Origin of the sequence: Flavobacterium piscis (assembly GCF_031457575.1) — a bacterium.
GTDB classification, from domain to species: Bacteria; Bacteroidota; Bacteroidia; order Flavobacteriales; family Flavobacteriaceae; genus Flavobacterium; species Flavobacterium piscis_A.
In genome coordinates this window covers 85,792-112,726 of sequence record NZ_JAVDWQ010000018.1, presented here as the reverse complement: position 1 = coordinate 112,726, position 26,935 = coordinate 85,792, and the positions used below count along the sequence as shown (strand labels likewise).

Sequence of the window (26,935 nt, the reverse complement as noted above, 5' to 3'; positions counted from 1 at the left end):
AGAAAAAATAGTTTATAAATCGTTTAACAAAAATCAATTGCGGTTATCTTTCGAGTAACGCGATACCTCGAGGCTCTGCCTCGGGGTAATTCATTCAATTGCTCTTTTTGTAATATCACCAAATGCATCAATTCTCCTGTCCCTGAAAAATGGCCAGTTCTGACGAACATTTTCCTGTAAATCTAAATCTACTTCGGCAATCAAAATTTCTTCCTGATCGTGAGAAGCCTGTGCCAGAATTTCACCCTGCGGGCCTGCAATGAAAGAAGCTCCCCAAAACTGGATACCGTCTGTTCCATCAATATATTGTTCTAAACCAATTCGGTTGGCAGCGGCAACAAAAACACCATTGGCAACGGCATGACCTTTCATTACATTCATCCAGGCGCCATATTGATTTTCCCCATATTGTTCTTTTTCTTTTGGATGCCAACCAATTGCTGTTGGATAAAACAATACTTCTGCACCTTTTAAAGCAGTAATACGGGCAGCTTCAGGATACCATTGGTCCCAGCAAATAAGCGTTCCTATTTTTCCTTTTTTAGTTTCAATTGCCTGAAAACCTAAATCACCCGGAGTGAAATAAAATTTTTCATAGAAATGAGGATCGTCCGGAATATGCATTTTACGATATAAACCTGCTTCTGTTCCATCAGTATCGATAATATAAGCGCTGTTATGGTAAATTCCAGCCATTCTTTTTTCGAAGAAAGGTACAATAATTACAACCCCTAATTCTTTTGCCAATTCGCTGAAAGCAATAAATGAAGTACTATAAAGAGGTTCTGCTAATGCAAAATTGTCTACATCTTCACTTTGGCAAAAATAATGACTACTGTATAATTCAGGCAATAAGATAACTTCAGCGCCTTTGTTGGCAGCATCTTTTACCCAACTGATACATTTTTTAAGATTATTTTCTGCAACATCGTTAAGGTTTAACTGAACAACGGCTATTTTATATTTTCTTTTCGGCATGACATAAAATTTAGTGTGCAAAAATAGTGATTTTCCACTTAGAAGCAGAAAACCGTTTTATAAATATTTCTTAACTAATTTTCCAGCTGAAAGAAATATTTATAAAACGGTTTAAAATATATAAGCCCTGAACTTAATCTACTAGAGCCTGTTTAAAATCTAAAATATTTAAATTTTAAACAGACTCTTAAAAAAATAAATATGTTATTCTATTATAACTGTTTTAGTAATAAACTCCGTTTCTGATTTTTTAAACTTTATATTAAAAGTTCCTTTTTCTGCCGATTTAAATTTGTAAATAGCCGTTTGTAATTCAGGAACCATTAAAATACAAACTTCAGATTCATATTTGGTTAGAATTTGAAATCCTTTTTCTGTACCGATAGTAGTTTCCGTAAATTTGTCAAACTTTCCACAAGGATTTTCTAAATTATAGGAAACCTCAATGTTTACATCCTCATTTACTTTGCCTTTTTCCGGACCTTTGACCTCTGTCGCAAAAGCAACTTTTATAACAGGTTTCGTTGTTGCCTTGTCATCATCATTATCACATGAAATAAATGCTGTTGCTAAAAATAATACAACTAAAACCGATTTTAATTTTAATGTTTTCATAAAAAAATATTTATTGTTAATTATTATGAAGATGGAGTTATATCGTTATAGTTGCTTTGTTAAAATGTTAAATGTTTTTTGAAAATGGTAAAGGACTGGTAAGTAGAAGTATAACATTTGATGAAAGAACAAAAAAAACACCAGATCTACAAAACTGGTGTTTAACTATTAAAAAGCAGTAAATTGATATTTATTGTTTTCTCACTAATATAACATTCCCATAATTAGAGCTGACAGCAACTTTATTCTGGCCTTTTTTCTTATAATAGCCGCTTATTCTTTTGGAGTTGCTTTTATTTTCGCTTAACGAAATTTCTAAATTGCCATCGCTTTTAATGTTTCCGTATTTAGTATTAATATCAAAGTCAAAAGCATAATTGATATTATATCCTAGTGAAATATTAGTGTATCCGGTATTTATGTTGACATCTTTAGATTTATCATTCAAAACAGCAACATTTATTTTAGAATAATTACCATCAATATTCAGATTATTTGAGATTTCATTAATAGAAATTGTTAAGTAATTTCCCGAGCCGGTTAGGGAGTTTATTTTTTGAAATTTAAAAGTCCCGTAATTACCATCATATTTTATATTTTGTCCTTCTTCAATAGTCACATCAGTATAATTGGCATCCAGATGCAGATTTCCGCAGTCATTTATTTTTAAGCCAGAATAACGTGCTTCAATTTTTCCATTTTTAATGTAATCAATACTGGAGTTCTGGCAGTATCCAATTTCAATTCTGTTATTAGGACCATTGAGTTTGCCCAATATTACTTTTCCATATTTACAGGAAATATCTGTTGTAGATTCTAAACTTACTGCGTTGATATTTCCGTATTTATTAATGATTTTTACGGTTCCGTTTTTAGGAATTTTAATAACATAATTTATCTCAAAACTATTGCTGCTGCCCTTGCTTTTTAATGGAGAATTTGCAATGTTGGTTATTGCTGTAACCATTGATTTTAATGCCGTAATATCAACATCAATGCTGTTTAATTTTTCGTTTACCCAATTTTCATTTCCACCAGTTACTTTTATTGTAATATCAAGATCAATTTTATCTTCATCCCAGGTTGATACTGTAATATTTCCGTATTTGTTGTTGATATTAATCCCGGCGTTAGAGTTTACGATGTAAGTTTTTTTGATGTTTTTTTGTTTTGATACAAAATTATCATCATTTGAAAATCCTAAAAAAGGAATTAAAATAAATAAAAGGAGTATGTTATAATGTTTTTTCATCAGTGGTGTTTTTAAATTTTTCATTTTCTTCTATGCGTTGTAAAACTGTTTGTAAAAAAGAAATCCGGGTTTGTAAATTGCTTATCATGGCATAAATAATTTGCTTATTTTCTCCATTTTTTTGAACCTCTTTTATAATTTTTTCATAATCGGCATCAAAAACTTTCATTTGTTTGAGTGCATCATTTATTATTTGTTCGTTTTCAGGAGAGCTTTTTTCTTTTAATTTAACTAATTCATTATCAATTAAAATGCTAAAAATGGAATCGGTTCTTTTGGTTTCTTTTGATGCAAACTTGAATTCTTTTGGTTTCTCATTATGGTAAAAAAAAGATATTCCTAACATTACTATAATTGAAGCTGCAATTGCAGTTACAAACCAATAATTTTTCTTTGGCTGCTTTCTGTTTAATTTATTTAAGAAATCAACCTGATGATCAGTATTCATTTCCTGAAAATCCCATTGATTCTTAAATTTTTTAAATAATTGGTCTAAATCGTCATTTTCCTTTTTCATATATCTGAATTTTATTTTTAGTGGTAATATATGGCCTCACCTTTTTACCCATTGTTTGTTGGCACAAACTTTTTCTGGTGGTGATTTCATATTTCCTCTAATTTTTTTCGTAAACTTTCTTTAGCTCTGCTTAATGTTGTTCTGCAATTGGCATAACTGATATTTAAGATTTCACTAATTTCTTCCTGGTCATAGCCTTCAATATAAAAAAGAGTCAAAACCATTCGGTAGTTATCTTTTAAACCTGAAATTGTATCTAAAACCTGCTTCACTTTAAGTGAGTTCAAATCGATACTTTCAGGTAAAACGGCATCGTTCTCCTCAATTTTATAAAGCGTTTTGTTCAGGTCTTCCATCTGAAAAGCATTATTCTTTTTATAAAAATCAATACTGTAATTAATAATGATTTTTTTAAGCCAGGCTCCAAATGCTACTTCCTGTCTGTAATCGTTAATTTTTGTAAAAGCTTTCAAAAATCCTTCCTGCATGACGTCTTGTGCAAAATGTTCGTCTTTTACAATTCGGTACGCCACATTATACATGGCTTTACAATAACGATTGTAAACTTCAAATTGTGCTTTTTGATTGTTTTCTTTACAAAGTTTGATTAACTCTTCGATATTTTGATTGGTTGTATTCAACTAATAATTGCTGGTTTATTATAATGACTTGGATTTTTTTGGTTTGTTACAGTTTTGATAAAATTAATTGTAAATTTTAATAAATGCCCGTCATTCTTTTATGAAGTAGTTTTTGAAATCAAATTTCAAAAGAAATGTCTTTGTTTTTGGCATAATGATTGTCTATTTTTATGGCCTGACTTTCAAAGACAATTATTAGCCGCATTTTATTTAAAATACCGCTTTTTTTGTTTGTATTTGAGATTAGAATAAATCTTTTAATGACAAAACGACTTATATATTATTATGTCAAACCATAAAATACTTACTATTGACAATCTGTCACTTCAGGAATTTGATTCCGAAGCAGAATTAATTCCATTATTAACTCCTGAAGACGAAGAGGAAATGAACAATGAAGAGCTTCCGCTTTCGTTGCCAATTTTACCTTTACGTAATACTGTTTTATTTCCGGGTGTTGTTATTCCGATTTCAGCAGGAAGAGATAAATCGATAAAATTAATTAATGATGCTAATGCCGGTGGAAAAATTATTGGTGTAGTTTCTCAAATTAATGAAGAAGATGAAGATCCGTCTAAAGATGACATTCATAAAATAGGGACTGTTGCCAGAATTCTTCGTGTTTTAAAAATGCCTGACGGAAATGTTACGGTTATTTTGCAAGGAAAAAAACGTTTTGAAATTGATGAAGTCGTTTCGGAAGATCCTTATATGACAGCTCATATCAAAGAAGTGTCGGAAACACGTCCTGACGAGAATGACAGTGAGTTTACAGCTATTTTAGATTCTGTAAAGGAATTGGCTATTCAAATTATAAAAGAAAGTCCAAACATCCCATCAGAAGCAACTTTTGCGATAAAAAACATTGAAAGTCAGTCGTTTTTGATCAATTTTGTTTCTTCTAATATGAATTTATCGGTAAAAGAAAAACAAGGTTTATTATCGATAAACGGATTAAAAGACCGTGCGCTGGAAACTTTACGTTACATGAATGTAGAGTTGCAAAAATTAGAATTGAAAAATGACATTCAGTCAAAAGTTCGTTTTGATTTAGACCAGCAGCAGCGTGAGTATTTCCTTCATCAACAAATGAAAACCATCCAGGAAGAATTGGGTGGTGTTTCGCAAGAGGAAGAAATCGACGAAATAGGGCAGAAGGCAAAGACCAAAAAATGGGACGAGAAAACACAGAAACATTTCGAAAAAGAATTGTCTAAAATGCGAAGAATGAATCCGCAATCCCCAGATTTTGGAATTCAGCGTAATTATTTAGAGTTGTTTTTAGAATTGCCCTGGGGTGAATTTTCTAAAGATAAATTTGACCTGAAATTTGCTCAAAAGATATTAGATAAAGATCATTTTGGACTTGAAGAAGTGAAGAAAAGAATGATAGAACATTTGGCTGTACTAAAACTTCGTAACGATATGAAGTCTCCAATTATCTGTTTAACAGGGCCTCCCGGAGTTGGTAAAACATCTATCGGGCGTTCAGTTGCTGAAGCTTTGGGACGTGAGTATGTACGTATTTCGTTAGGTGGTTTGCGTGACGAAGCAGAAATCCGTGGTCACAGAAAAACCTATATTGGAGCAATGCCGGGCCGAATTATTCAGAGTTTGAAAAAAGCCGGAACTTCGAACCCTGTTTTTATTTTAGATGAAATTGATAAATTATCAAGTGGTAATAGTGGTGATCCGTCTTCAGCTTTGTTAGAAGTCTTAGATCCGGAACAAAACAATTCTTTTTATGATAATTTCCTTGAAATGGGTTATGATTTATCTAAAGTGATGTTTATTGCAACTTCGAATAATATGTCAGCAATTCAGCCAGCATTACGTGACAGAATGGAAGTAATTAAAATGTCAGGTTATACAATTGAAGAAAAAGTTGAAATTGCAAAACGCCACCTTTTTCCAAAACAATTAGAAGCCCACGGATTAACCTCTAAAGATTTAACAATTGGAAAAAAACAACTGGAGAAAATTGTTGAAGGATATACACGTGAATCCGGAGTTCGTAATCTGGAAACTAAAATAGCTCAGGTAATTCGTAATGCCGCCAAAGCAGTTGCAATGGAGGAGGAGTACAATAAAAAAGTGACAGACGAAGATATCGTAACCGTTTTAGGTGTTCCAAGATTAGAGCGTGATAAATACGAAAACAATGATGTTGCCGGAGTGGTTACAGGTTTAGCCTGGACGAGTGTTGGCGGAGATATCTTATTTATTGAATCTTTGATTTCTGAAGGAAAAGGAACAATGACTATTACAGGAAATTTAGGAACTGTAATGAAAGAATCAGCTACGATTGCTCTGGAATACATAAAAGCAAATGCTAAAAAACTTGGGCTTGATATAGGATTGTTTCAAAAGTACAACATTCATCTGCACGTTCCGGAAGGAGCAACACCAAAAGACGGACCAAGTGCCGGTATTGCGATGCTGACCTCATTAGTATCATTATTGACACAAAAGAAAGTAAAGAAAAGCCTGGCTATGACGGGTGAAATTACACTTCGTGGAAAAGTATTACCGGTGGGCGGAATTAAAGAAAAAATCCTTGCAGCCAAAAGAGCCAATATCAAAGAAATTATTTTATGTCACGAAAACAAAAGTGATATTGATGAAATTAAAGCAGAATATTTAGAGGGTCTGACTTTTCATTATGTGAAAGAAATGAGCGAAGTTTTGACTTTAGCCCTGACTGATCAGAATGTAAAGAATGCGAAGCAATTGAAATAAAGCTTTAAAGTTTACATTCTAAAAAATATAAAATCCAAATTCCAATCTGATATTCTTCAGTTTTGGAATTTGGATTTTTTTTATTGCTTATTTTTCTCAAGTACAGCAAGTCCGAAGCGAATTTTATCGTACCCCATTTTTTCTTCAAAATGGTCAAAATATGGTTTTAAAGCACTTGGATTTTCAAGTTTAATTTGGGCCTTTTGTAATTGTTTGATTTCTTCATCAGAAACAAATTGGCTGACATCAATATCAACTCCGTCCAAATATAATTTTGCCAAATGCGAAATGACTGTTGAAAGTCCGAGTTTTCTTTTTTTAGCTATTTGTTCTACAGAAATTCCGGTTTCAAACATTTCTAATGTAGTTTTATAGGTAGTACTTTCCTTCTTTACCTTAGTATTTGAAATTTTACTTTTCTGAAATTCGATAATAGCGTTGATGAATTCAGAACCATACTTTTCTAGTTTTGTTTTTCCAACACCATCAATTGCCAGAAATTCTTCATCGCTCATTGGTCGTAATGTTTCCATTTGCCTCAAAGCGGCATCACTAAAAATGACATACGCAGGAACTTCATCTTCCTTTGCAATTTCGTAACGTAATTTTCGAAGGGTTTCAAAAAGAGAGTTTGCAACTGGCTTCACTTTTGCCTCTTTGATTTCGTTTTTGTCAATTACTTTTTTAATGACAGTTGTTAATTTTACTTTTTCGCCTTCAAACAAAACTTTTTTTGCAAAAGGAGTTAATAAAATTTTATTATGCTGATGAAAGGCAATTTCGCAATATCCCAAATTTATTAATTGAATAAGATATTGATTCCAATCGTACCACGATATGTCAGCCCCAATTCCGTAAGTTTTCAGATCCTGATATTTTTTTTCGTAGATATAGGCGTTTTTTGAGCCTCTTAAAAAATCAACAATTACAGCCAATGGTTCCGATTCTTGTAAACGGGTGATTGCTGACAATGCTTTTTGTGCTAAAATAGTGCCGTCAAAAAATACTGGTGGCTTTTTACAGATGTCACAATTGCCACAATTTTCGGTAACGAGTTCTCCAAAATAAGAAAGCAGAATTTTTCGTCTGCAACTCAATGCATCGGCATATTGTTTCATTCGGTCTAATTTTGCAAGCTGAACATCTGAGTTCAAACCTTCCGAAGCAAATTTCTGAAGCTGAATCACATCTGCATAACTTTCGAATAAAACCGTTTCTGCAGGTAATCCGTCACGACCAGCACGACCAATTTCCTGATAATAACCTTCAATATTTTTGGGCAAATTATAATGAATTACCCAACGTACATTCGACTTGTCAATTCCCATTCCAAAAGCAATTGTGGCACAAACTACCTGACAATCATCATTTATAAATTCATCCTGTGTTTTTGCACGAATTTTATTGTCTAAGCCAGCGTGATATGCTTTTGCAGTTACACCATTTTTCTGTAGTTTTTCAGCTAGTTCTTCAGTAGTTTTTCTGCTTAAGCAATAAATAATGCCGGACTCGTTGGGTTTGTTTTCAATGAAATCTATAATTTGTTTTACACGATCCAGCGCCGGACGGACTTCCAGGCTTAAATTTTTTCTGTCAAATGAAGAAATAAAAGTTTTTGAATTGTTTAAATTTAGTTGTTTTGTAATATCGGTTCGCGTTGCTTTATCTGCTGTGGCAGTCAAAGCCAGAATTGGAGTAGAAGGGAAGCGGTTTTTTAAATATCCTAAATTAGTGTAAGCCGGACGAAAATCGTGTCCCCATGATGAAATGCAATGTGCTTCATCAATTGCAATCAGGCTAATTGTTAACTCATTAAAAATGACATCCAGATAAGATAAACTTTCCGGCGCAATATAAACGAGTTTAAATGTATTTGATTTTAAATTTTCGATATAAAATTGTTGTTCTTCACTGGACTGGCTGCTATTAATATAACAAGCTGAAATTCCGTTGGTTTTCAAACTGTCTACCTGGTCTTTCATCAAGGCAATCAAAGGGGAAATAACAATGGTTATTCCGGGTAAAACTAATGCAGGCAGCTGAAAACATATTGATTTTCCTCCGCCAGTTGGCATAATTGCCAAAGTATCCTGACCGGAAAGGATAGTGTTTATTATAGTTTCCTGATTTGGTCTGAATTTTTCAAACCCAAAATTTTCTTTTAGTTTGGCGTGTAATATTTCTGAAGTCATTTGGCAGATAATTAAGTTTATTTTTATAAATAAGAATTTGTAAATATAATATTTTTCTTATAATATTTAAAAAAAAATAAATAGAATTAATTTTGTTTTTATCAACAAAAAAGGAACCCGAATAGAGTTCCTTTTGTATATTTAAAAATATGAATTAGTCTTCATCGTCTTCATCATCATCTTCGTCAGTAATATCATTTTTATCTTCATCGTCGTCATCATCCCCCCCGTCAATATCCGGTTTATCAAGATTTTCATCTTCATCTTCATCATCAATATCATCATCAAGATCAAGACCTTTTACTGGTTCGATTGTATCAACATCAACGTCGATATCATCATCTTCATCGTAATTTTCAATTCTGTCAGCAAGTTTGGTACTAATTTTAACTAAATAAATAGTGTCTTCAGTTTTAACTTCAACAGCTTCGATTAATTCGTTTTTAGCATTTCTAAAACGGATAACATCCGAATCATCATATCCATCAGGAAATTTTTCCACCAAAAGGTTTAAAATTTCGTGGGTAAGTTTAGCGTAGTCTACTATAACTCTTTTCATAAATATTCTATAAATCTAATAAATAGGCAAAAATTAACGGAGCCACAATTGTTGCATCCGACTCAATAATAAATTTTGGAGTTTTTATATCTAATTTACCCCATGTAATTTTTTCGTTAGGAACTGCTCCTGAATAAGAACCATAACTGGTTGTTGAATCAGAAATCTGACAGAAATAACTCCAAAACGGAATATCATGCATTTCCATATCCTGATACAGCATTGGTACCACACAAATAGGAAAATCTCCTGCAATACCACCACCAATTTGAAAAAATCCAACTCCTTTAGTACTGTTTTTAGGATACCAGTCTGCAAGAAATGTCATGTATTCAATTCCTGATTTCATGGTAGATGCTTTTAATTCACCTTTAATAACGTATGAAGCAAAAATATTCCCCATAGTACTGTCTTCCCATCCCGGTACAATAATAGGTAAATTTTTCTCAGCAGCTGCATACATCCAACTGTCTTTTAAATCAATTTCATAATATTCTTCCAAAACACCTGATAGTAACATTTTATACATGAATTCATGAGGAAAATAACGTTCTCCCTTGTCATCTGCATCTTTCCAGATTTTATAAATGTGTTTTTGTAAACGACGAAATGCTTCATGTTCAGGAATACAGGTATCAGTAACACGATTTAATCCTCTTTCAAGCAAAGCCCATTCATCTTCAGGGGTTAAATCACGATAGTTTGGCACTCTTTCGTAATGAGAGTGTGCTACTAAATTCATGATATCCTCTTCTAAATTAGCTCCGGTACATGAAATAATTTGCACTTTATCCTGTCTGATAATTTCAGCAAAAATTTTTCCAATTTCTGCTGTACTCATTGCGCCAGCCATACTCACCATCATTTTAGCACCATTTGCCAATTGCTGTTCGTATGCTTTTGCTGCATCAACAAGGGAGGCAGAATTAAAGTGTAAATAATGTTTTTCAATAAACTGACTGATTGGTCCTTTCATTTTTTTGTTTTTGTTTTTTGTTTTTTTTTTGAATTAAAAGTTTAACCTTTTAGATGTTACTGCAAATTAATGATTTTATAAATATCAATTTTTTTAATTTGCATTTTTTTTATATTTTTTTTGTGTAACCTAAAATCTTTAATACATCATCAGAAGTTTGTTGTTCTGAGAAAACCCCAGTTGCCAAAATTCCGTTTTCATCGCGATCTATTAGAATGTGTTTTGGCTGTGGAATCAAACAGTGGTGCAAGCCTCCGTAACCTCCAATAGTTTCCTGATAGGCTCCTGTATTGAAGAAACCAATATATAAAGGCTTTTCTTTATTATATTTAGGCAGATAAATGGCGTTCATGTTCTGCTCTGAATTGTAATAATCATCACTGTCACAAGTCAATCCTCCTAATAAAACCCGTTCATAAGTGTCATTCCAGCGGTTCACTGCTAACATGATAAAACGTTTGTTTATCGCCCAGGTATCCGGCAAAGTGGTAATGAACGATGAGTCTATCATATTCCATTTTTCCCTGTCATTTTGTTGCTTTTGATACAAAATTTGGTAAATGGCACCACCGCTTTCACCTACAGTAAAGGATCCAAATTCAGTAAAAATATTCGGAACATCAACTTCGGCTTCATCACATGCAATTTTTATCTGATTGATAATTTCATCAATCATATATTGGTAATCATACTCAAAAGCTAATGAGTTTTTTATCGGGAAACCTCCTCCAATGTTGAGGCCATCAAGGGTAGGGCATTCTTTTTTAAGCGCAATATATACTTTGATACATTTTACCAACTCATTCCAATAGTAAGCTGTATCATTTATTCCGGTATTGATAAAGAAGTGAAGCATTTTCAATTCTAATTTATCATTTTCCTGAATTTGTTTTTTGTAAAAAGAGACTATGTTTTTGTATCCTATACCTAGTCTTGAGGTATAAAACTCAAATTTAGGTTCTTCCTCAGCAGCAATACGGATTCCAATTTTGAATTTTCCTTTGATTTCTGCCTGAAGTAAATCCAGCTCTTCATAATTGTCAATAATCGGAATAGTATTTTTATGTCCGTTATTGATTAATCTTGCAATATTGGTAATGTATTCATCTCTTTTGAATCCATTGCAGATAACATAAGTGCTTTTGTTGATTTTGCCATTTTCAAGCAGATTTTCTACAATATTAATGTCAAAAGCAGATGATGTTTCAACATGAATGTTATTCTTGAAAGCTTCATTCATAATGTATTCAAAATGAGAGCTTTTTGTACAATAACAATAGTAATATTTTGCTTCGTATTTGTTTTTTTCCATCGATTTTCTGAACCAGGCTTTTGCCTTGTTGATGTTTTCAGAGATCTGTGGTAAATAGGTAAATTTTAATGGTGTACCGTATTGTTCAACCAATTTCATCAAATCGATATTGTGAAATAAAAGATTGTCTTTATTTAATTTAAATTCTTCTTGTGGGAAATAGTATGTTTGATTAATCAGGTCAGAATATTTTGTATTCATTTAGTTTCAATATTTAGGGTTGTGAGCTTAATTTAGTAAACGTGGCTAAATCATCAATTCAAACCCTAATATTGGCAAATACAATTTCCAGTTTTTCATTTTCTGCCTTTGAGCATAAAAAAACATCAGAACAAAATTGACTTTTATTATAATAAAAACGTTTCAATATCCTTAATAAAGAACTATTGAGACGGTTTTTATAAGAACTAAAATGTCTTTGTTTGTTGTTTGTTTTCATCTGGGCAAATGTAAAAAATAATATATACCAAAAGCAATGCTTTTTATTAAAAAAGTTTAAGATTTATAATCCTGAAACGCATCCAGAATTAATTTATTTTCAACCAATTGGTTGATTTTTATTTTTCCGATTCCTTCAATCAATGCAAATTGAATCAAACCGTATTCATTTTTCTTGTCGTGAACCAGTAATTCCAGGATAGGTTCTATGTCATTTTCATCAACCCTGACATCATCATAAATGCTTTTTATAGCCGTTTTAATTTCAGCATACTCTTCATTTGTAATTAAATTTTTATGGAGTGAAATATAACTTTCCAAAATCATTCCTATTGCAATGGCTTCTCCATGTAGCAATGTTTTTTTGGTTTCACTTTCCAGAAAGTAACTTTCGATAGCGTGCCCTAATGTGTGTCCGAAGTTTAATGCTTTACGGATATTTTTTTCGGTTGGATCCTGAATTACAATTTCATTTTTGATTTCAACCGAACGATATATTAATTCATCAAAATCAGCATAATCAATGGATTGTAAATTTAAAAACTGCTTCCAATAAGGTGCATCATAAATTAAGCCGTGTTTTAACATTTCGGCAAGACCGGAACGCATTTCACTTTGAGGTAAAGTTTCAAGATATTGTGTGTCAATCAAAACCATTTGTGGCACATTAATAACACCAATCTGGTTTTTAAGATTTCCTAAATCCACACCTGTTTTTCCTCCAACGGAAGCATCCACCATCGATAATAAGGTAGTTGGAATATGAATAAAATCTACGCCTCTTTTAAAAGTTGAGGCAACAAATCCGCCTAAATCGGTTACAACGCCACCGCCAAGGTTAATAACCAGCGATTTTCTGTCAGCACCCAATTCAGTAAGCACGTTCCAGATTTGAATGCAGGTTTCTATATTTTTATTGACTTCTCCTGATTCAAACTCTATAATTTCGATCGTTAAATCGGTTTCAAGTAAAGGCAAAAACTTAGGTAAACAATGCTCATTTGTTTTATCATCAACTATAATAAATAAATTGGAGTATTTGTTTTCTTTTAAATGATTGTTTAAGGCTTCGTATGCACTTTGGTTAAAATGTACAAGATAATTATTGGCTTGAATAGATTGCATAATTCTTCAGTTAATTGAATCCGCAAAATAAGGCATTTTTAACTAAATAATATTCAAATCCTGATTCAAATTTGTTTAAAAATTAGCTTAAAATTTCAAAATAAATCTCAATTGATTATCGGAATAGTAATTAAGTTTATTTAAAAATAAATTTTCTTATTTAAAATCGATTTGTAATTGGTTCAAACTGTTTTGTTAAATTTTAATTAAAGCTCTTTTGTTAAAGATATTTAAAAATTGGACTCTTTTTGTTGAATAATATTCAAAACACTCTTTATCTTTGCCTAAAAACTAAACTTAATGGAAAAAATATTCGATAACACTCAGGTTGCATTTTCGTTAAAAAGCGATACAGAACTTGACAGAGCTTATTTTCTTTTTAAAATGATTGACAGCCAACCTTTAGTGAGGATAGGTACAGCTGTTACCAATTTTGCCTTAAAAGCAAATCTTCCTGTTGAAGGATTAATTCGTGCAACGGTTTTTGATCATTTTTGCGGTGGTGTAAACGAAGACGACTGTATTACGGTGGTTGACAAAATGTTTACTAAAGGTGTTTCATCTGTTTTGGACTATTCAGTTGAAGGAAAAGAAGAAGAAGAGCAGTTTGATGCTGCCCTGGAAATGACTTTAAAGACAATAGAGTTTGCCAAAGAACGTCTGGCAATTCCGTTTGCAGTTTTTAAACCAACAGGTTTTGGCCGTTTTGAATTGTATGAAAAATTAGGAGAGAAACATACATTATCTCCTGCAGAGCAAGAAGAGTGGGACAGAGTAGTTGCCCGTTTTGATCATGTTTGTAATGAAGCCCATAAAAAAGATGTTGCTCTGTTAATTGATGGTGAAGAAAGCTGGATGCAGGATGCTGCCGATGATTTAGTAACGGATATGATGCGCAAATACAATAAAGAAAAAACAATTGTTTTCAATACGTTGCAAATGTACCGTTGGGATCGTTTGGATTATCTTAAAAAATTGCACGAAATTGCTAAGAAAGAAAACTTTTTCATCGGAATGAAATTGGTTCGTGGTGCTTATATGGAAAAAGAGAATAAAAGGGCAGAAGAGAAAAACTATGTTTCACCAATTTGTGTTTCTAAAGAAGCAACAGATGAAAATTACGATGCGGCTGTACTTTATATGTTAGAGCATCTGGACGCCATGTCAATTTTTGCAGGAACTCACAACGAATTGAGTTCATATAAACTGATGGAATTGATGCAGGAAAGAGGAATTGCAAAAAATGATAACAAGATTTGGTTCGGACAATTATATGGAATGAGTGATAATATCAGTTATAACTTAGCCGAAAACGGATATAATGTTGCCAAATATTTACCATTTGGACCTGTAAAAGATGTGATGCCCTACCTGATTCGCCGTGCCGAAGAAAATACTTCGGTTGCCGGACAAACCAGCCGGGAGTTATCAATGATTAAAGCAGAACGTAAAAGAAGAAAAGGAAAATAAATTCTCTTAAATACAAAAGGCAGTTCAAACGAACTGCCTTTTGTATTTAAGAGAAAACTACTGTTTTATTACTGTAAACCATCGTCTTACGTTCTGCATGCAATTTTATTGCCCTTGCCAGCACTATACGTTCCAGATCACGTCCTTTCATGATAAAATCATCAACGGAGTGAATATGGGAAACACGTGCAATATCCTGTTCAATAATTGGGCCTTCATCTAATCCTTCCGTAACATAATGACTGGTTGCGCCAATAATCTTTACACCTCTTTTAAAAGCTGAATGGTACGGTTTTGCACCGGGAAAAGCAGGTAAAAAAGAGTGGTGGATATTGATGATTTTATTTTCATACAGTGAAATTAAACCAGGTGTAATAATTTGCATATAACGCGCCAAAACTATAAAATTGATTTGAAACCTTTTTAGCAGCTCAATTTGTTTGGCTTCTCCTTCATCTTTATTGTCTTTTGTAAAAGGAACACAGTGAAACGGAATATCAAAACGTTCAGCAATCGACCTTAAATCATTATGATTACTGATAATCACCGGAATCTCAACATTTAATTCCCCAGCACTGTAACGTCCTAAAATATCAAACAGGCAATGATCGTATTTAGATACAAATAACGCCATTTTTGGTTTTTGTTCCTGATTATATAAATCCCATGACATGTTAAAATCAATGGCAATAGTTTGGTCAAAATCAGATTTCAGGTCTTCAATGGTAGTGCGGTGATTGGATAATTCACATTCCAATCGCATAAAAAATACATTTTGTTCCACTTCAACATGCTGGTCAATGTATGTAATATTTCCTTCAACTTTAGCGATAAAAGTGGTCACTGCGGCAATAATTCCTTTTTTGTCTTTGCAGTGAATAAGAATGGTTATTTTTTGCATTTTAATTTATTGGTTAATCGTTTGTTTAATCGTTTATACGTTTTGTCCGGTAATTTCGATTACACAGCAAAACGAAAAGAATTAAACGACGAAATTATTTTCCGTCCTGCATAGCAAAAACACTTTTTAATAACGGACTGGTTCTGGCACTAATATTATTACGAATCTCTTTTTCTTCTACGGCAATCATTTTAAAAACTCCTGCCAAAGCCTGATTTGTTGTATAATCAGTCAGATCAGGATTTACTTTTTTAACTAACGGAATCGTATTGTATTTATTAATGATTTGCGTCCAGACAACATCTGCACCTACTTTTTCAAACGAACTTTTAATTACCGGATTAAATTTTCCGTACAAAGCCGTTGTGGTACTGCTTTGCAGATAGCTGGTTGCAGCTATGTCATTGCCTAATAAAATATTTTTAGCATCGGTAAAAGACATATTTTTAACAGCCGAAACAAATATAGGAGTGGCTTCCTTAACTGCATCCTCAGCAGCACGGTTCAGCACTTTTATTCCTTCATCAGCAAGAGAACTAAGGCCTATTTTTCTTAGAGTAGCATCTACCTTTTGTAATTCGGCAGGCATCAAAATTTTTACGGCCTCATTTTTATAAAAGCCATCAACGGCGGTCAATTTGCTGACTTGTTGTGTAATTCCTTTATTCAGGGCTTCTTTTAGGCCTCCTGCGATATCAACGCCGCCAGTTCCGGGAATCTGTGAAGACAATTGTGGTAATTGATTTAGTGTTTGTTGTACCTGGGCACAAGATGTAAGTGAAAATGCAACGACTAATAATAAAATCTTTTTCATATTGGGTTTTATAAGTTTCAAAAATACTATTTATTCAAAAACAAAGCCACAATTTTATTTCAGGAGAAGAAACAATTTGTTTCATAATTAACACTGGTCCCGCTATCCGTTTCAAACGAGGTTCACTGGACACCAAATGTGTAATTTGTGGCTAATAAATAGTGCTACAATCTTGCAGACATTCAGTTTGTTAACCAAGGACTTTCCCGTCCATAGGAGTGGTTTATTTCTTCAGTAAATCGATTTCTTCTTTTGTTGCATCAATATAGACAGACATTTCATTGTATTTCCAATCGCCTCTCTTTTCTGCAACAACAAATAAAACTCCGGTTCCCTTTGAACCTTTTATCGGAATTTGAAGATCACAGTTTCCTTTACTGCCACTGACATTAATACTGCCAGAAGTAATTCCGTCAGGTTCAATCGGACTTCCGAGTTTTTCGATAACTACTTTATTATGCTGTACCTCAGTCATGGCACCTTTATAGGCATCAGATTCTTTTATCATCGAGGTAACCCCGAAAAAGATCCCTGCTATAAACAAACCAAAAAGGATCAAAAGACTTAAGCACCCGGTTGGAACCAACCATTTCCAGTTTCTGTCCCACCAATTCTTCTTAACTTCATTGTAATTTTCTTCCATACAATTTTCTTTTTTTTAATTCCTGAAAGATACTATTTTCTCGTAAATGTCATTATTAATAATTTTTCAAAATTTCAAAAAATAATCGATTAGAAGTGTAAATAATACTAAATTCTTTTTTGTTAACATAAAGCTATTGTAGTAAACAAATATTAAAATATTTTGTAAATTGCGCCTATAAAATTATCATATTCATAAAATGGAGCAACAAAAACCATATAATCCTAAAAATAAAGTAAGAATTGTCACAGCAGCATCTCTTTTTGACGGGCATGATGCGGCTATTAATATTATGCGCCGTATTATCCAGTCAACTGGAGTCGAAGTAATTCACTTAGGTCATGACCGCAGTGTTGAAGAGGTGGTTAATACTGCTATTCAGGAAGATGCAAATGCCATTGCGATGACATCCTATCAGGGTGGCCACAATGAATACTTTAAATATATGCACGATTTGCTTCATGAAAAAGGAGCGGGGCATATCAAGATTTTTGGCGGAGGTGGAGGCGTAATTCTGCCAGGCGAAATTTCAGAATTGCAGGAATATGGTATTACCCGTATTTATTCGCCGGATGATGGCCGTTCTTTAGGTTTGCAGGGAATGATAAATGATTTGGTGGAACAATCAGATTACCCAATTGGAGATCAACTTAACGGAGAAATCGACCATATTGAAAATAAAATTCCAACGGCAATTGCACGTTTGATTTCGGCAGCTGAGAATTTTCCTGAAATTGCAAAACCCGTTTTCGATCAGATTCATAAAAACAATGCTGATTCTAAAATTCCGGTTTTAGGAATTACAGGAACGGGCGGTGCCGGAAAATCATCTTTGGTTGATGAATTGGTTCGTCGCTTTTTAATTGATTTTCCTGAAAAAACTATAGGATTAATTTCTGTCGATCCTTCGAAAAGAAAAACCGGAGGAGCACTTTTGGGTGACAGAATCCGAATGAATGCTATCAATAATCCTCGTGTTTATATGCGTTCACTGGCTACACGTCAGTCAAATTTGGCATTATCTAAATATGTAGCAGAGGCTATTCAGGTTTTAAAAGCCGCAAAATACGATCTGATTATTTTGGAAACTTCAGGAATCGGACAATCAGATACCGAGATTATGGATCATTCGGATGTATCCTTATATGTAATGACACCCGAATTTGGAGCTGCAACGCAATTAGAGAAAATCGACATGCTTGATTTCGCTGATTTGGTAGCGTTGAATAAGTTTGATAAAAGAGGTGCTTTAGACGCAATTCGCGACGTTAAGAAACAATATCAAAGAAATCATAATTTATGGGATAAAAATCCTGACGAAATGCCTGTTTTCGGCACTATCGCTTCGCAGTTTAACGATCCGGGAATGAACACGCTTTACAAAGCGATTATGGATAAAATTGTCGAAAAAACAGATTCAGATCTGCATTCGACTTTTGAAATCACGCGTGAAATGAGCGAGAAAATCTTCGTGATTCCGCCACACAGAACACGTTATTTATCTGAAATTGCAGAAAATAACAGAAGTTATGATGAAAGCGCACTTTCACAACAAAAAGTAGCTCAGAAATTATACGGAATTTTCAAAACCATCGAATCGGTTTCAGGTAAAATTCCACAAATTACAAAAGCGGGAATTGATGATTCAACTTTTTTGCCAGGCGGAATTGCCGAACATGACGAAAACAGAATCTTCTTAAACCTTTTACTGAATCAGTTTGATAAAGTAAAAATGGACTTAGATCCATACAATTGGGAAATTATCCTGAATTGGGACGAAAAAGTAAACAAATACAAAAATCCGGTTTACACGTTTAAAGTTCGTGATAAGGAAATTAAAATTGCGACACATACCGAAAGTTTATCACATCTTCAGATTCCGAAAATTGCTTTGCCTAAATATGAAGCGTGGGGCGATATTTTACGTTGGAATTTACAAGAAAATGTTCCTGGGGAATTTCCGTTTGCTTCCGGATTGTATCCGTTTAAACGTGAAGGCGAAGATCCGTCGAGAATGTTTGCGGGCGAGGGCGGACCGGAAAGAACGAACAAACGTTTTCATTATGTAAGCGCAGGATTGCCGGCAAAACGACTTTCGACGGCTTTTGATAGTGTAACTTTATACGGAAATGATCCCGATTTGCGTCCGGATATTTACGGAAAAATTGGAAATGCCGGAGTTTCGATTTGTTGTCTGGATGATGCTAAAAAGCTGTATTCGGGTTTTGATCTGGTTCATGCCATGACTTCGGTAAGTATGACCATCAATGGGCCAGCGCCAATGTTATTAGGCTTTTTCATGAATGCCGCAATCGATCAGCAATGCGAATATTACATCAAAGCTAATGATTTAGAAAAAGAAGTTGAAGCAAAAATCAATAAAATATATAAGGAAAAAGGAACCGAACATCCTAAATACCAAGGTGATTTACCCGAAGGAAATAACGGTCTTGGGTTAATGCTTTTGGGCGTTACCGGTGATGAAGTTTTACCTTTAGAAGTTTATAATGATATAAAAGCCAAAACATTGTCGCAGGTTCGCGGAACGGTTCAGGCCGATATTTTAAAAGAAGATCAGGCGCAAAACACTTGTATTTTCTCTACCGAATTTGCGTTGCGATTAATGGGCGACGTTCAGGAATATTTTATTACTAAAAACGTTCGTAATTTTTATTCGGTTTCGATTTCGGGATATCATATTGCAGAGGCAGGGGCGAACCCAATTACACAATTGGCCTTTACGCTTTCTAATGGTTTCACTTACGTGGAATATTACCTGAGCCGTGGAATGAGCATCAACGATTTTGGACCTAATTTATCTTTCTTCTTCTCAAACGGAGTTGATCCTGAATATTCGGTAATTGGCCGTGTGGCACGTAAAATCTGGGCGAAAGCCATGAAAAATAAATACGGAGCCAACGAAAGAGCGCAAATGTTGAAATATCATATTCAGACATCTGGGCGTTCTTTACACGCACAGGAAATTGATTTTAATGATATCCGTACAACGTTGCAGGCTTTGTATGCGATTTATGACAACTGTAATTCATTGCACACGAATGCGTATGATGAAGCCATTACAACACCAACAGAAGAATCGGTTCGTCGTGCCATGGCGATTCAGTTGATTATTAATAAGGAATTAGGCTTGGCGAAAAACGAAAACCCAATTCAGGGATCATTTATCATCGAAGAATTAACCGATTTGGTAGAAGCTGCCGTTTTACAGGAATTTGACCGAATCACAGAACGTGGCGGAGTTTTGGGTGCGATGGAAACGATGTACCAGCGTTCTAAAATCCAGGAAGAAAGTTTGTATTATGAAACTTTAAAACATAACGGAGATTTTCCAATTGTGGGTGTCAACACTTTCCTAAGTTCAAAAGGTTCTCCAACCGTAATTCCGGCAGAAGTTATTCGTGCCACCGAAGAAGAAAAGCAATACCAGATTACGATGCTCGATAATTTACATCAATTCCACGAAGAAAAAGTAAACGAGCATTTAAGTAAACTGCAAGAAGCTGCCATTAAAAACGAAAACTTATTCGAACATTTGATGGAAGCTACAAAGGTTTGTTCTCTGGGGCAGATTACTTCGGCTTTGTTTGAGGTTGGTGGGCAGTATAGAAGGAATATGTAATTTTTACTATTTTATATTTATGGAAAAACCTCTCAGAAATGGGAGTTTTTTTATTATGGCTTGAAGAGATGTTGTTTAAAATCATCAAAAAAAGTGAATTAATCCCGTTAATTTACTTTTAAAAGGTATTTTTGGTTAAATTTGCGCGTAAAACTAAATAAAAAGATAATGATTATTCGACTTAAGATAAAAAACTTTAGATCTTACAGAGAAGAAACGGTTTTTTCATTAGAAGCAAATTCTTCATCTCATAAGCAAAATAATGTTTTTGAATTAACAAATGGAAAACAAGATTTCCGGTTATTGAAATTAGCAGTAATTTATGGAGCGAATGCATCAGGTAAATCGAATATTATCAGAGCTTTATTTGAATTAATTCATTTAATTATAAATAAACCAATTATAGACGAACGAATTAGAATCCATGAACCTTTTTTATTTAATAGTCTGTCAAGCAACATGCCTACTGAGTTTGAGCTAATTTTTATTGGACCTAATGATATTAAATATGAATATAAAGTTTGTATTCACGGAAATATAGTTTTAGAAGAAAATTTAAATTTTTATCCTAAAGGGAAAATTACTAATGCTTTTTCAAGAAAAGATTTTGATCCCAACTCTCCCATACAAAAAGGTGTTTTAGGGGATTCTTATGGAAAAAAAGAAATTAATGTTTTTGAGAACCAGTTAATTTTGTCAAAATTTGGAGATGATGAACCTCATGAAACATTGACAAAAGTTTTTTTATATTTTAGAAATTATAATATAATAAATGCGACTAATAGAAATCATCGTCAATTAATAGAAAGAGAAATAACGGATTATTTATATAATAATGATAATATAAAAGAAAGATTGTCTAAATTAATAAAAGGCGCAGATACTAAAATTAATGGTATTATTATAAAAAAAAATAAAGAAGATAATTCGAGAAATAATTATAATATAACTGCTAAACATGATGTTTATGATGATACAAAAATTGAAGGTTTTTATGAATTATCTTTAAAAGAAGAATCTGTAGGAACTCAGTCATTATATACTCTTGGAGCAGAAATTCTAAAAGTTTTAGATAAAGGCGGAGTAATGTTGGTTGACGAACTGGACACTAGTCTTCATCCTTACTTGACAAAAATGTTTGTAATGCTATTTCAATCAGAAAAAACAAATCCTAAAAATGCACAATTAATTTTCACTACTCATGATGTTACTTTACTTGATAGAGATCTAATTCGTAGGGATCAGATATGGATTGCTGAAAAAAATGATCAGGGAATGTCAGAATTATTTTCTTTACAAGATTTTGAAGGATTACGTGAAGATACACCTTTTGAGAAATGGTATTTGGCTGGAAAATTCGGCGGTTTACCACAAATAAAATCAATTGAATCCTTATTCGAAGAAGATGAGCAAATCATATCGTAAAAACATTTTAATTATTTGCGAAGGAGAGGGGACCGAACCAGATTATTTTAATGAAATTAGAAACATTTTATTAAGTGAGAATGTTGATGTTTTTATAGAAATTAAACCACGCCCAAAAGCAGAAGCCAAAGAGGAAGAATTTAAAGTCAGAATAGGAGGGAAAAAGCGTAAAATAAAAAAACCAGAAATAGTATTACCCATCAGTGAAATTGAAGATATTTATAAAGCACAGCCTACTAGATATGTAAGGGAAGCTCAAATTGGGCTAGAAGAAGATCAATATGACGAAGTGTGGGCAGTTTTTGATAAAGATGGTCATCCAAATCACGAAGAAGCTTTTGAATTAGCTAAAGTAATTATAAGAGGAAAAAAGGTAAATATAGCTTTTAATAGTATTGCTTTTGAATATTGGATATTGTTGCATTTTGAGAATAGCACTAAAAATTTTTCAAAATCAATGTGTCGAAAGGGAAAGGAACCTTTATATTGTGGATCCAGTTTAAATAATGAGGATAACTGCAAAGGAGATCTTTGTGTTTGTGGTAGGATAGCTACACAGGGATATTTAGCCTATGAAAATGATAAAAAAAGTTTTAGTTTTAAAAGTTTTCATCACAATGTTAAATATGCAATTCAGAATGCAATTCAATTAAGAAAAACAATTGCAAACATAAATCCAATTTATGATAAAAATCCTTACACAGATACAGATAAGTTGGTATTTAAATTGCTTAATTTAAATCAATTTGATTTGTTTTGGTTTGAATTTAATAAAAGTCAGGTTCATAATGTACTTGGATTAGAAATTGAATTTAACAACAAAAATCCAATTATTGAAATACATATAACCAAAGTTGTGGAAACAAGTGTTGTTTTAAATGAAGATTTATTTTGTTTGTTTAATATAGATGGGGATAAATTAGATGTTATGAATAGAAAAGTGCTACAAGATAATCAATTTGTTTTCTCTTTAGATTTGTCTATTATTAACTTTAATTATTTATACTTAGGTGTTAGAAAAAGTGAAATGGAATACTTAATTACAGAATTACCTATCTAATAAGAAAGTAACGAAAATTACCCGATCGCGCATATCTACTCAACGTTAGCGCAGAATTTCATTCTGTGCCCGCAAAGTAAGTAAGGCAGACAAAGCATATAAAATTGGGCTATACCAATGTTGTACTTCTTATATTTGTAAGAATAAAAAAACAATATGTCAACAAAATACAAGGCAACAACTATAGAAGAAGCTTATTTTATTACCATTACAACAGTCGGCTGGATTGATGTTTTTACAAGACTCAATCAAAAAAATATTCTAATTAATACATTGCAATACTGTCAGGAAAACAAAGGCTTAGAAATTTATGGCTATTGTATAATGAGCAGTCATATACATTTATTGTGCAAAGGAACAGAAGGTTTTATATTGTCTGATATTATTAGGGATTTCAAAAAATTCACATCAAAGAAAATAGTTCAGACAATAATTGATGAACCGGAGAGCAGAAGAGAATGGATGCTGGATTATTTTCAAAAAGCCTGTGAGCATTTAAAAAAGAAACAGACTTACAAGGTTTGGCAAAACGGTTATCATGCAGAACACATTTATAGCAATACTTTTATCAAACAAAAAATAGATTACATCCACAACAATCCTGTGAAAGATAAAATTGTGACTTCATCTGAAGATTATTATTTTAGTTCTGCTCGAAATTATGCCGGTTTAGAAAATGATTTAGATGTGGTATTGTTAGATTTGTTTTGATATTTTCAGAAATTAAAAGACACAATATTTTTTCTTTACTTTGCGGGCACAGAATGCAATTCTGCGCTATCGAATCTAAAAGCAAATACATTTAAGAATAATATTCAATCCCCACCAACAACCTCCCCAACATCACTTAAAAACTCCATTTCCTCCAAAGGAAACAGCTGAAGCACAGTTTCTAAAATGACACTTACATTTATTGGTTCATTTTTATTTTTCTCAGAAACTTTAGGTGTTTCCGGATCCAGCGCCAAAATGCATAATTTAAGCAGGTCGGTAATAATGCAGCCCAGCTCAGCATAATTTGAAACCTTAATTTGAGCGATATAGGTCTTTGATGGATCTTCGGTCGGTTTTAGGGTATGGAAAGATCGGGCAGCTAATTTTTTGAGAGTGTCTAAATTTTTAATTTCAGTTGTTTCCATAATAGGATGTTTTTTAATTTTCGCAGTTATAATGTCTTACAATTTAATTTTTACAATTTATTATTATCAGAAAAACTGTATTTTTGTTTTACTCACTGCAAGAAAGAAATTGATTACACGGTATCAAATCATTTTTAGACGTATGGTACATCGTTAAATATGTTTTTTACATATTTTTTGTTATAAGAACTTAATTATTATCTTTGAATTATGAGCACACTAACAAAACCAAATCATATAGGGCGAAAAATCAGCCGTATTCGTGAACTTCGGGATATGAAGCAGGAAGCTTTGGCACAAGCTTTAGGAACAAACCAACAAGCGGTATCTGCTATTGAAAATAGCGAAACCATAGATGAAGAAAAACTGATTGAGATAGCAAAAGCACTTGGTGTAACTGTTGAAGCCATTAAGAATTTTTCGGAAGAAGGTGTGATTAATTATTTTAATAGCTTTAATGAAGTTGTAAATAATAGCCATTTTGGAAATAATAATTACTGTACTTTCAATCCATTAGATAAATTAATGGAAACAGTAGAAGAAAATAAAAAGCTTTACGAACGTTTGCTTCAGGCAGAAAAAGACAAAATTGATTATTTAGAAAAATTGCTTAAAGGAAAATAATAAGCAAAATAGAAATAAAAAAAAGCAGCTCCTGGTACGGGCTGCTTTTCTGATTTTTAGAATATATGACAATCCAACAATATCTTGACAAAATAAAAACCTTATCTATTTCAGGAAGCATAGGTAAGCATTCAGATTATGCAGATTTGGAAGATACTGTCATTGAAATTTTAGCAGATAACAATAAATCCTATTTTAATCTTTTTGATTTGGAATTTAGAAATGATAAAAAAGAGTGCAACGAGGAAATTATATTAAACCCAGAGATTATAAATCAATTTACAGATTGTCTGGGTTTACTACTTATAAATGAAAAAGAAACAGAAGGAAATATTTGTTTTATCAATAGTACAGAATTACGTCCTGAATTCAGGCAAAGTTTTACAAGTATAGATTTGCTGGATTATTGCAATGCTCTTTTGTATTCGGCATTCAATAAGTTTTCAGAAATTAATGCTGCCAGGATTCCAATTACATCTGATTCTTCTGTTTTTTGGAAATTGGTAAATTACGGAAGCGGGTTGCGAAACAACAATTCATTACGATAAATTATAATCTTCATTTTGGGTATAACAAAAAAAGCAGCTCAATTAAGAGCTGCTTTTTATATTGGGACAAAAAAATCAATAATTAACGACGAAACGCGGGGCTTTCGTTTACTGAATTATCAATTTTAACGGTTTTTGATTTCTTGTTTGAAACAATAATTTCATGTTTTACAACTTTGTTGTTTTCCTGTACTTCTAAATAATAAGTTCCGGCAGGATATGCCTCTAAACTTATAGTTTTTGAAATTTCTAATTCGTTTGCAGAATGTTCTCCTGTGTATAACAAATTATGGCTTCCATCATAAATAGTGAAATTTGATTTTGTAAGGGTGTCTAAAGTAAAACTAACTACTTTTCCATTTCCGGTTTTTATATACAAGATATAATTCCCTTTTCCATCAATTGCATAAGTACTAAGTGTTGTTAAAAATACAGCTACAACTAAGCTTAATTTAAAAATTTGTTTCATGTTTTTAATTTTAATTTTTAATTTCTGATTCGTGGTACGGCAAAACTACAAATACTTCTCTAAAATCAAAATTTTTCTGATATAAATTATTAACACTAAGTTGTTGAATTAAAGGCAATTCGGTTGTTTTGTTAGTGTAGATAAGGGTTTATTGAGTAATTGGATTTGTTTTTTTGAAATATTTTTAAAGTTTTAACAATCAGCTGTTTATATTTTGTTAAGTATTTGATTATTAAAAAACAGTTTTTTATATTTTTTCAATATTTATGTCGAAGATTTAAAACAAAAAAACAGCTCAAGAACCACCAGGAGCTGTTTCAAAAACCATTAAGTTTTAAACTTTACTAACTATCTAACCTCATTTTATACTGTATGCGAGTATAAACTTTTTTAGCGTACTGCTACGCTTGTATTGTTTGCAGAAGAATCTGCTTTGTAAACTGATGAAACTGCTTTTGATGATAATACAGAAGTATTGTTGGTTATTACAATTTCGTGTTTTACTTTTTTTACTTTATCTTCTACCTCTAAGAAATAAGTTCCTTCAGGAAATTCCTCAAAGCTGAAAGTTCTTAAAATTCCATTTTGTCCTGAAGCATTTTCAGAATAAATTAAATTTCCTTCTTTATCATATATTGCTAAGCTTGCTTTTTTTACATTATTTAATGCAAAACTAACCAACTTACCATTTCCTTTTAAAACATGAAGAGCAAAATCTCCATTTCCGTCAATCGCGTAAGTACTCATTCCTGTGAAAAGCACTGCACATACTAAACTTAATTTTAACATCTTTTTCATGATTATATTTTTTTAAATTGTTTGTTCCAATTTTATACTGCTAAATTACTTCAACAGAGG

General features: G+C 32.6%; 24 protein-coding genes. 8 read left to right on the top strand and 16 right to left on the bottom strand.

The genetic code is table 11. The annotated features are described in order from the left end of the window. Nucleotides 1-90 precede the first annotated feature (90 nt). The 5 genes from J2W48_RS19940 to J2W48_RS19920 all read right to left on the bottom strand — a co-directional run bounded on the left by J2W48_RS19940 (nucleotide 91) and on the right by J2W48_RS19920 (nucleotide 4,003). Nucleotides 91-978 (bottom strand): carbon-nitrogen hydrolase, encoded by an 888-nt coding sequence (locus J2W48_RS19940; RefSeq protein ID WP_310283556.1) that lies wholly within the window; start codon nucleotides 976-978, stop codon nucleotides 91-93. A gap of 204 nt (nucleotides 979-1,182) precedes the next feature. Further along, nucleotides 1,183-1,593, bottom strand: a complete 411-nt coding sequence (locus tag J2W48_RS19935; protein WP_310283555.1) for a hypothetical protein — start codon at nucleotides 1,591-1,593, stop codon at nucleotides 1,183-1,185. Nucleotides 1,594-1,783: 190 nt separating this feature from the next. Next, a complete protein-coding gene (locus tag J2W48_RS19930) occupies nucleotides 1,784-2,845 on the bottom strand; it encodes a DUF4097 family beta strand repeat-containing protein (protein WP_310283554.1) in 1,062 nt (353 codons plus the stop codon). After that, nucleotides 2,829-3,362 carry an anti-sigma factor gene (locus J2W48_RS19925; RefSeq protein WP_310283553.1) on the bottom strand — a complete coding sequence of 178 codons (534 nt, stop codon included), beginning with the start codon at nucleotides 3,360-3,362 and terminating at the stop codon, nucleotides 2,829-2,831. Before J2W48_RS19925 ends, J2W48_RS19930 begins: the two co-directional genes overlap by 17 nt. Before the next feature lie 86 nt (nucleotides 3,363-3,448). Beyond that, complete coding sequence (locus J2W48_RS19920; protein ID WP_310283552.1) at nucleotides 3,449-4,003, bottom strand: RNA polymerase sigma factor; 555 nt, start codon at nucleotides 4,001-4,003, stop codon at nucleotides 3,449-3,451. Nucleotides 4,004-4,288: 285 nt separating this feature from the next. Between J2W48_RS19920 and lon the strand changes: the two genes are divergently transcribed. Next, nucleotides 4,289-6,742, top strand: coding sequence for an endopeptidase La (lon, locus tag J2W48_RS19915; protein ID WP_310283551.1), 2,454 nt, complete (start codon nucleotides 4,289-4,291; stop codon nucleotides 6,740-6,742). Nucleotides 6,743-6,822: 80 nt separating this feature from the next. On the opposite strand, the gene recQ is transcribed toward lon, so the two are convergent. From recQ to aroB, 5 genes are all read right to left on the bottom strand, one after another. After that, nucleotides 6,823-8,934 carry a DNA helicase RecQ gene (gene recQ / locus J2W48_RS19910; RefSeq protein ID WP_310283550.1) on the bottom strand — a complete coding sequence of 704 codons (2,112 nt, stop codon included), beginning with the start codon at nucleotides 8,932-8,934 and terminating at the stop codon, nucleotides 6,823-6,825. Between the two features lie 154 nt (nucleotides 8,935-9,088). Beyond that, nucleotides 9,089-9,493, bottom strand: a complete 405-nt coding sequence (locus J2W48_RS19905; protein ID WP_310283548.1) for a DNA primase — start codon at nucleotides 9,491-9,493, stop codon at nucleotides 9,089-9,091. A gap of 7 nt (nucleotides 9,494-9,500) precedes the next feature. Next, complete coding sequence (locus J2W48_RS19900; protein ID WP_310283547.1) at nucleotides 9,501-10,469, bottom strand: deoxyhypusine synthase family protein; 969 nt, start codon at nucleotides 10,467-10,469, stop codon at nucleotides 9,501-9,503. A gap of 109 nt (nucleotides 10,470-10,578) precedes the next feature. Beyond that, complete coding sequence (locus tag J2W48_RS19895) at nucleotides 10,579-11,982, bottom strand: type III PLP-dependent enzyme domain-containing protein (protein WP_310283546.1); 1,404 nt, start codon at nucleotides 11,980-11,982, stop codon at nucleotides 10,579-10,581. 294 nt (nucleotides 11,983-12,276) lie between these two features. Further along, the gene (gene aroB / locus J2W48_RS19890; protein WP_310283545.1) at nucleotides 12,277-13,344 is read right to left on the bottom strand and encodes a 3-dehydroquinate synthase; all 1,068 of its coding nucleotides are present in this window, start codon (nucleotides 13,342-13,344) and stop codon (nucleotides 12,277-12,279) included. A gap of 300 nt (nucleotides 13,345-13,644) precedes the next feature. On the opposite strand from aroB, the gene J2W48_RS19885 reads away from it, so the two are divergent. Beyond that, nucleotides 13,645-14,814 carry a proline dehydrogenase family protein gene (locus tag J2W48_RS19885; RefSeq protein ID WP_310283544.1) on the top strand — a complete coding sequence of 390 codons (1,170 nt, stop codon included), beginning with the start codon at nucleotides 13,645-13,647 and terminating at the stop codon, nucleotides 14,812-14,814. A gap of 46 nt (nucleotides 14,815-14,860) precedes the next feature. Here J2W48_RS19885 and purU read toward each other — a convergent pair whose 3' ends face one another. The 3 genes from purU to J2W48_RS19870 form a co-directional block, all read right to left on the bottom strand. Further along, on the bottom strand, nucleotides 14,861-15,715 hold the full coding sequence (gene purU, locus J2W48_RS19880) for a formyltetrahydrofolate deformylase (RefSeq protein ID WP_310283543.1): 855 nt from the start codon (nucleotides 15,713-15,715) through the stop codon (nucleotides 14,861-14,863). A 94-nt stretch (nucleotides 15,716-15,809) separates the two neighbouring features. Continuing rightward, nucleotides 15,810-16,529: a DUF4197 domain-containing protein gene (locus J2W48_RS19875; protein ID WP_310283542.1), complete on the bottom strand. Its 720-nt coding sequence runs from the start codon at nucleotides 16,527-16,529 to the stop codon at nucleotides 15,810-15,812. 223 nt (nucleotides 16,530-16,752) lie between these two features. Further along, entirely contained in the window at nucleotides 16,753-17,172 is a 420-nt protein-coding gene (locus tag J2W48_RS19870; RefSeq protein WP_310283541.1) for a cytochrome c oxidase assembly factor Coa1 family protein, read from the bottom strand. A gap of 199 nt (nucleotides 17,173-17,371) precedes the next feature. On the opposite strand from J2W48_RS19870, the gene J2W48_RS19865 reads away from it, so the two are divergent. The 4 genes from J2W48_RS19865 (at nucleotide 17,372) to J2W48_RS19850 (ending at nucleotide 24,008) form a co-directional block, all read left to right on the top strand. Next, nucleotides 17,372-20,812, top strand: a complete 3,441-nt coding sequence (locus J2W48_RS19865) for a methylmalonyl-CoA mutase family protein (RefSeq protein WP_310283540.1) — start codon at nucleotides 17,372-17,374, stop codon at nucleotides 20,810-20,812. A gap of 168 nt (nucleotides 20,813-20,980) precedes the next feature. Continuing rightward, nucleotides 20,981-22,237 (top strand): AAA family ATPase, encoded by a 1,257-nt coding sequence (locus J2W48_RS19860; RefSeq protein WP_310283539.1) that lies wholly within the window; start codon nucleotides 20,981-20,983, stop codon nucleotides 22,235-22,237. Further along, a complete protein-coding gene (locus tag J2W48_RS19855; protein ID WP_310283538.1) occupies nucleotides 22,218-23,297 on the top strand; it encodes an RloB family protein in 1,080 nt (359 codons plus the stop codon). Before J2W48_RS19860 ends, J2W48_RS19855 begins: the two co-directional genes overlap by 20 nt. 156 nt (nucleotides 23,298-23,453) lie before the next feature. Further along, nucleotides 23,454-24,008 (top strand): REP-associated tyrosine transposase, encoded by a 555-nt coding sequence (locus J2W48_RS19850; RefSeq protein ID WP_310283537.1) that lies wholly within the window; start codon nucleotides 23,454-23,456, stop codon nucleotides 24,006-24,008. 104 nt (nucleotides 24,009-24,112) lie between these two features. Here the strand turns inward: J2W48_RS19850 and J2W48_RS19845 are convergent, their stop codons facing one another. Beyond that, nucleotides 24,113-24,436: a hypothetical protein gene (locus J2W48_RS19845; protein WP_310283536.1), complete on the bottom strand. Its 324-nt coding sequence runs from the start codon at nucleotides 24,434-24,436 to the stop codon at nucleotides 24,113-24,115. A gap of 210 nt (nucleotides 24,437-24,646) precedes the next feature. Between J2W48_RS19845 and J2W48_RS19840 the strand changes: the two genes are divergently transcribed. Further along, entirely contained in the window at nucleotides 24,647-25,060 is a 414-nt protein-coding gene (locus tag J2W48_RS19840) for a helix-turn-helix domain-containing protein (RefSeq protein WP_310283535.1), read from the top strand. Nucleotides 25,061-25,125: 65 nt separating this feature from the next. Next, the gene (locus J2W48_RS19835) at nucleotides 25,126-25,608 is read left to right on the top strand and encodes a hypothetical protein (protein ID WP_310283534.1); all 483 of its coding nucleotides are present in this window, start codon (nucleotides 25,126-25,128) and stop codon (nucleotides 25,606-25,608) included. A gap of 82 nt (nucleotides 25,609-25,690) precedes the next feature. Here J2W48_RS19835 and J2W48_RS19830 read toward each other — a convergent pair whose 3' ends face one another. Both J2W48_RS19830 and J2W48_RS19825 read right to left on the bottom strand, forming a co-directional pair. Then, on the bottom strand, nucleotides 25,691-26,077 hold the full coding sequence (locus tag J2W48_RS19830) for a secretion protein (protein WP_310283533.1): 387 nt from the start codon (nucleotides 26,075-26,077) through the stop codon (nucleotides 25,691-25,693). Between the two features lie 390 nt (nucleotides 26,078-26,467). Continuing rightward, complete coding sequence (locus tag J2W48_RS19825) at nucleotides 26,468-26,875, bottom strand: secretion protein (protein ID WP_310283532.1); 408 nt, start codon at nucleotides 26,873-26,875, stop codon at nucleotides 26,468-26,470. Nucleotides 26,876-26,935: the final 60 nt, after the last annotated feature.

Coding starts and splice junctions, on each gene's coding strand:
- J2W48_RS19830 (WP_310283533.1), bottom strand. CDS start 26,077: ATGAAACAAATTTTTAAATTAAGCTTAGTTGTAGCTGTATTTTTAACA.
- J2W48_RS19900 (WP_310283547.1), bottom strand. CDS start 10,469: ATGAAAGGACCAATCAGTCAGTTTATTGAAAAACATTATTTACACTTT.
- J2W48_RS19875 (WP_310283542.1), bottom strand. CDS start 16,529: ATGAAAAAGATTTTATTATTAGTCGTTGCATTTTCACTTACATCTTGT.
- J2W48_RS19930 (WP_310283554.1), bottom strand. CDS start 2,845: ATGAAAAAACATTATAACATACTCCTTTTATTTATTTTAATTCCTTTT.
- purU (WP_310283543.1), bottom strand. CDS start 15,715: ATGCAAAAAATAACCATTCTTATTCACTGCAAAGACAAAAAAGGAATT.
- J2W48_RS19885 (WP_310283544.1), top strand. CDS start 13,645: ATGGAAAAAATATTCGATAACACTCAGGTTGCATTTTCGTTAAAAAGC.
- J2W48_RS19935 (WP_310283555.1), bottom strand. CDS start 1,593: ATGAAAACATTAAAATTAAAATCGGTTTTAGTTGTATTATTTTTAGCA.
- recQ (WP_310283550.1), bottom strand. CDS start 8,934: ATGACTTCAGAAATATTACACGCCAAACTAAAAGAAAATTTTGGGTTT.
- J2W48_RS19840 (WP_310283535.1), top strand. CDS start 24,647: ATGAGCACACTAACAAAACCAAATCATATAGGGCGAAAAATCAGCCGT.
- J2W48_RS19860 (WP_310283539.1), top strand. CDS start 20,981: ATGATTATTCGACTTAAGATAAAAAACTTTAGATCTTACAGAGAAGAA.
- J2W48_RS19855 (WP_310283538.1), top strand. CDS start 22,218: ATGAGCAAATCATATCGTAAAAACATTTTAATTATTTGCGAAGGAGAG.
- J2W48_RS19865 (WP_310283540.1), top strand. CDS start 17,372: ATGGAGCAACAAAAACCATATAATCCTAAAAATAAAGTAAGAATTGTC.
- J2W48_RS19835 (WP_310283534.1), top strand. CDS start 25,126: ATGACAATCCAACAATATCTTGACAAAATAAAAACCTTATCTATTTCA.
- J2W48_RS19940 (WP_310283556.1), bottom strand. CDS start 978: ATGCCGAAAAGAAAATATAAAATAGCCGTTGTTCAGTTAAACCTTAAC.
- J2W48_RS19850 (WP_310283537.1), top strand. CDS start 23,454: ATGTCAACAAAATACAAGGCAACAACTATAGAAGAAGCTTATTTTATT.
- J2W48_RS19925 (WP_310283553.1), bottom strand. CDS start 3,362: ATGAAAAAGGAAAATGACGATTTAGACCAATTATTTAAAAAATTTAAG.
- lon (WP_310283551.1), top strand. CDS start 4,289: ATGTCAAACCATAAAATACTTACTATTGACAATCTGTCACTTCAGGAA.
- aroB (WP_310283545.1), bottom strand. CDS start 13,344: ATGCAATCTATTCAAGCCAATAATTATCTTGTACATTTTAACCAAAGT.
- J2W48_RS19870 (WP_310283541.1), bottom strand. CDS start 17,172: ATGGAAGAAAATTACAATGAAGTTAAGAAGAATTGGTGGGACAGAAAC.
- J2W48_RS19845 (WP_310283536.1), bottom strand. CDS start 24,436: ATGGAAACAACTGAAATTAAAAATTTAGACACTCTCAAAAAATTAGCT.
- J2W48_RS19905 (WP_310283548.1), bottom strand. CDS start 9,493: ATGAAAAGAGTTATAGTAGACTACGCTAAACTTACCCACGAAATTTTA.
- J2W48_RS19895 (WP_310283546.1), bottom strand. CDS start 11,982: ATGAATACAAAATATTCTGACCTGATTAATCAAACATACTATTTCCCA.
- J2W48_RS19825 (WP_310283532.1), bottom strand. CDS start 26,875: ATGAAAAAGATGTTAAAATTAAGTTTAGTATGTGCAGTGCTTTTCACA.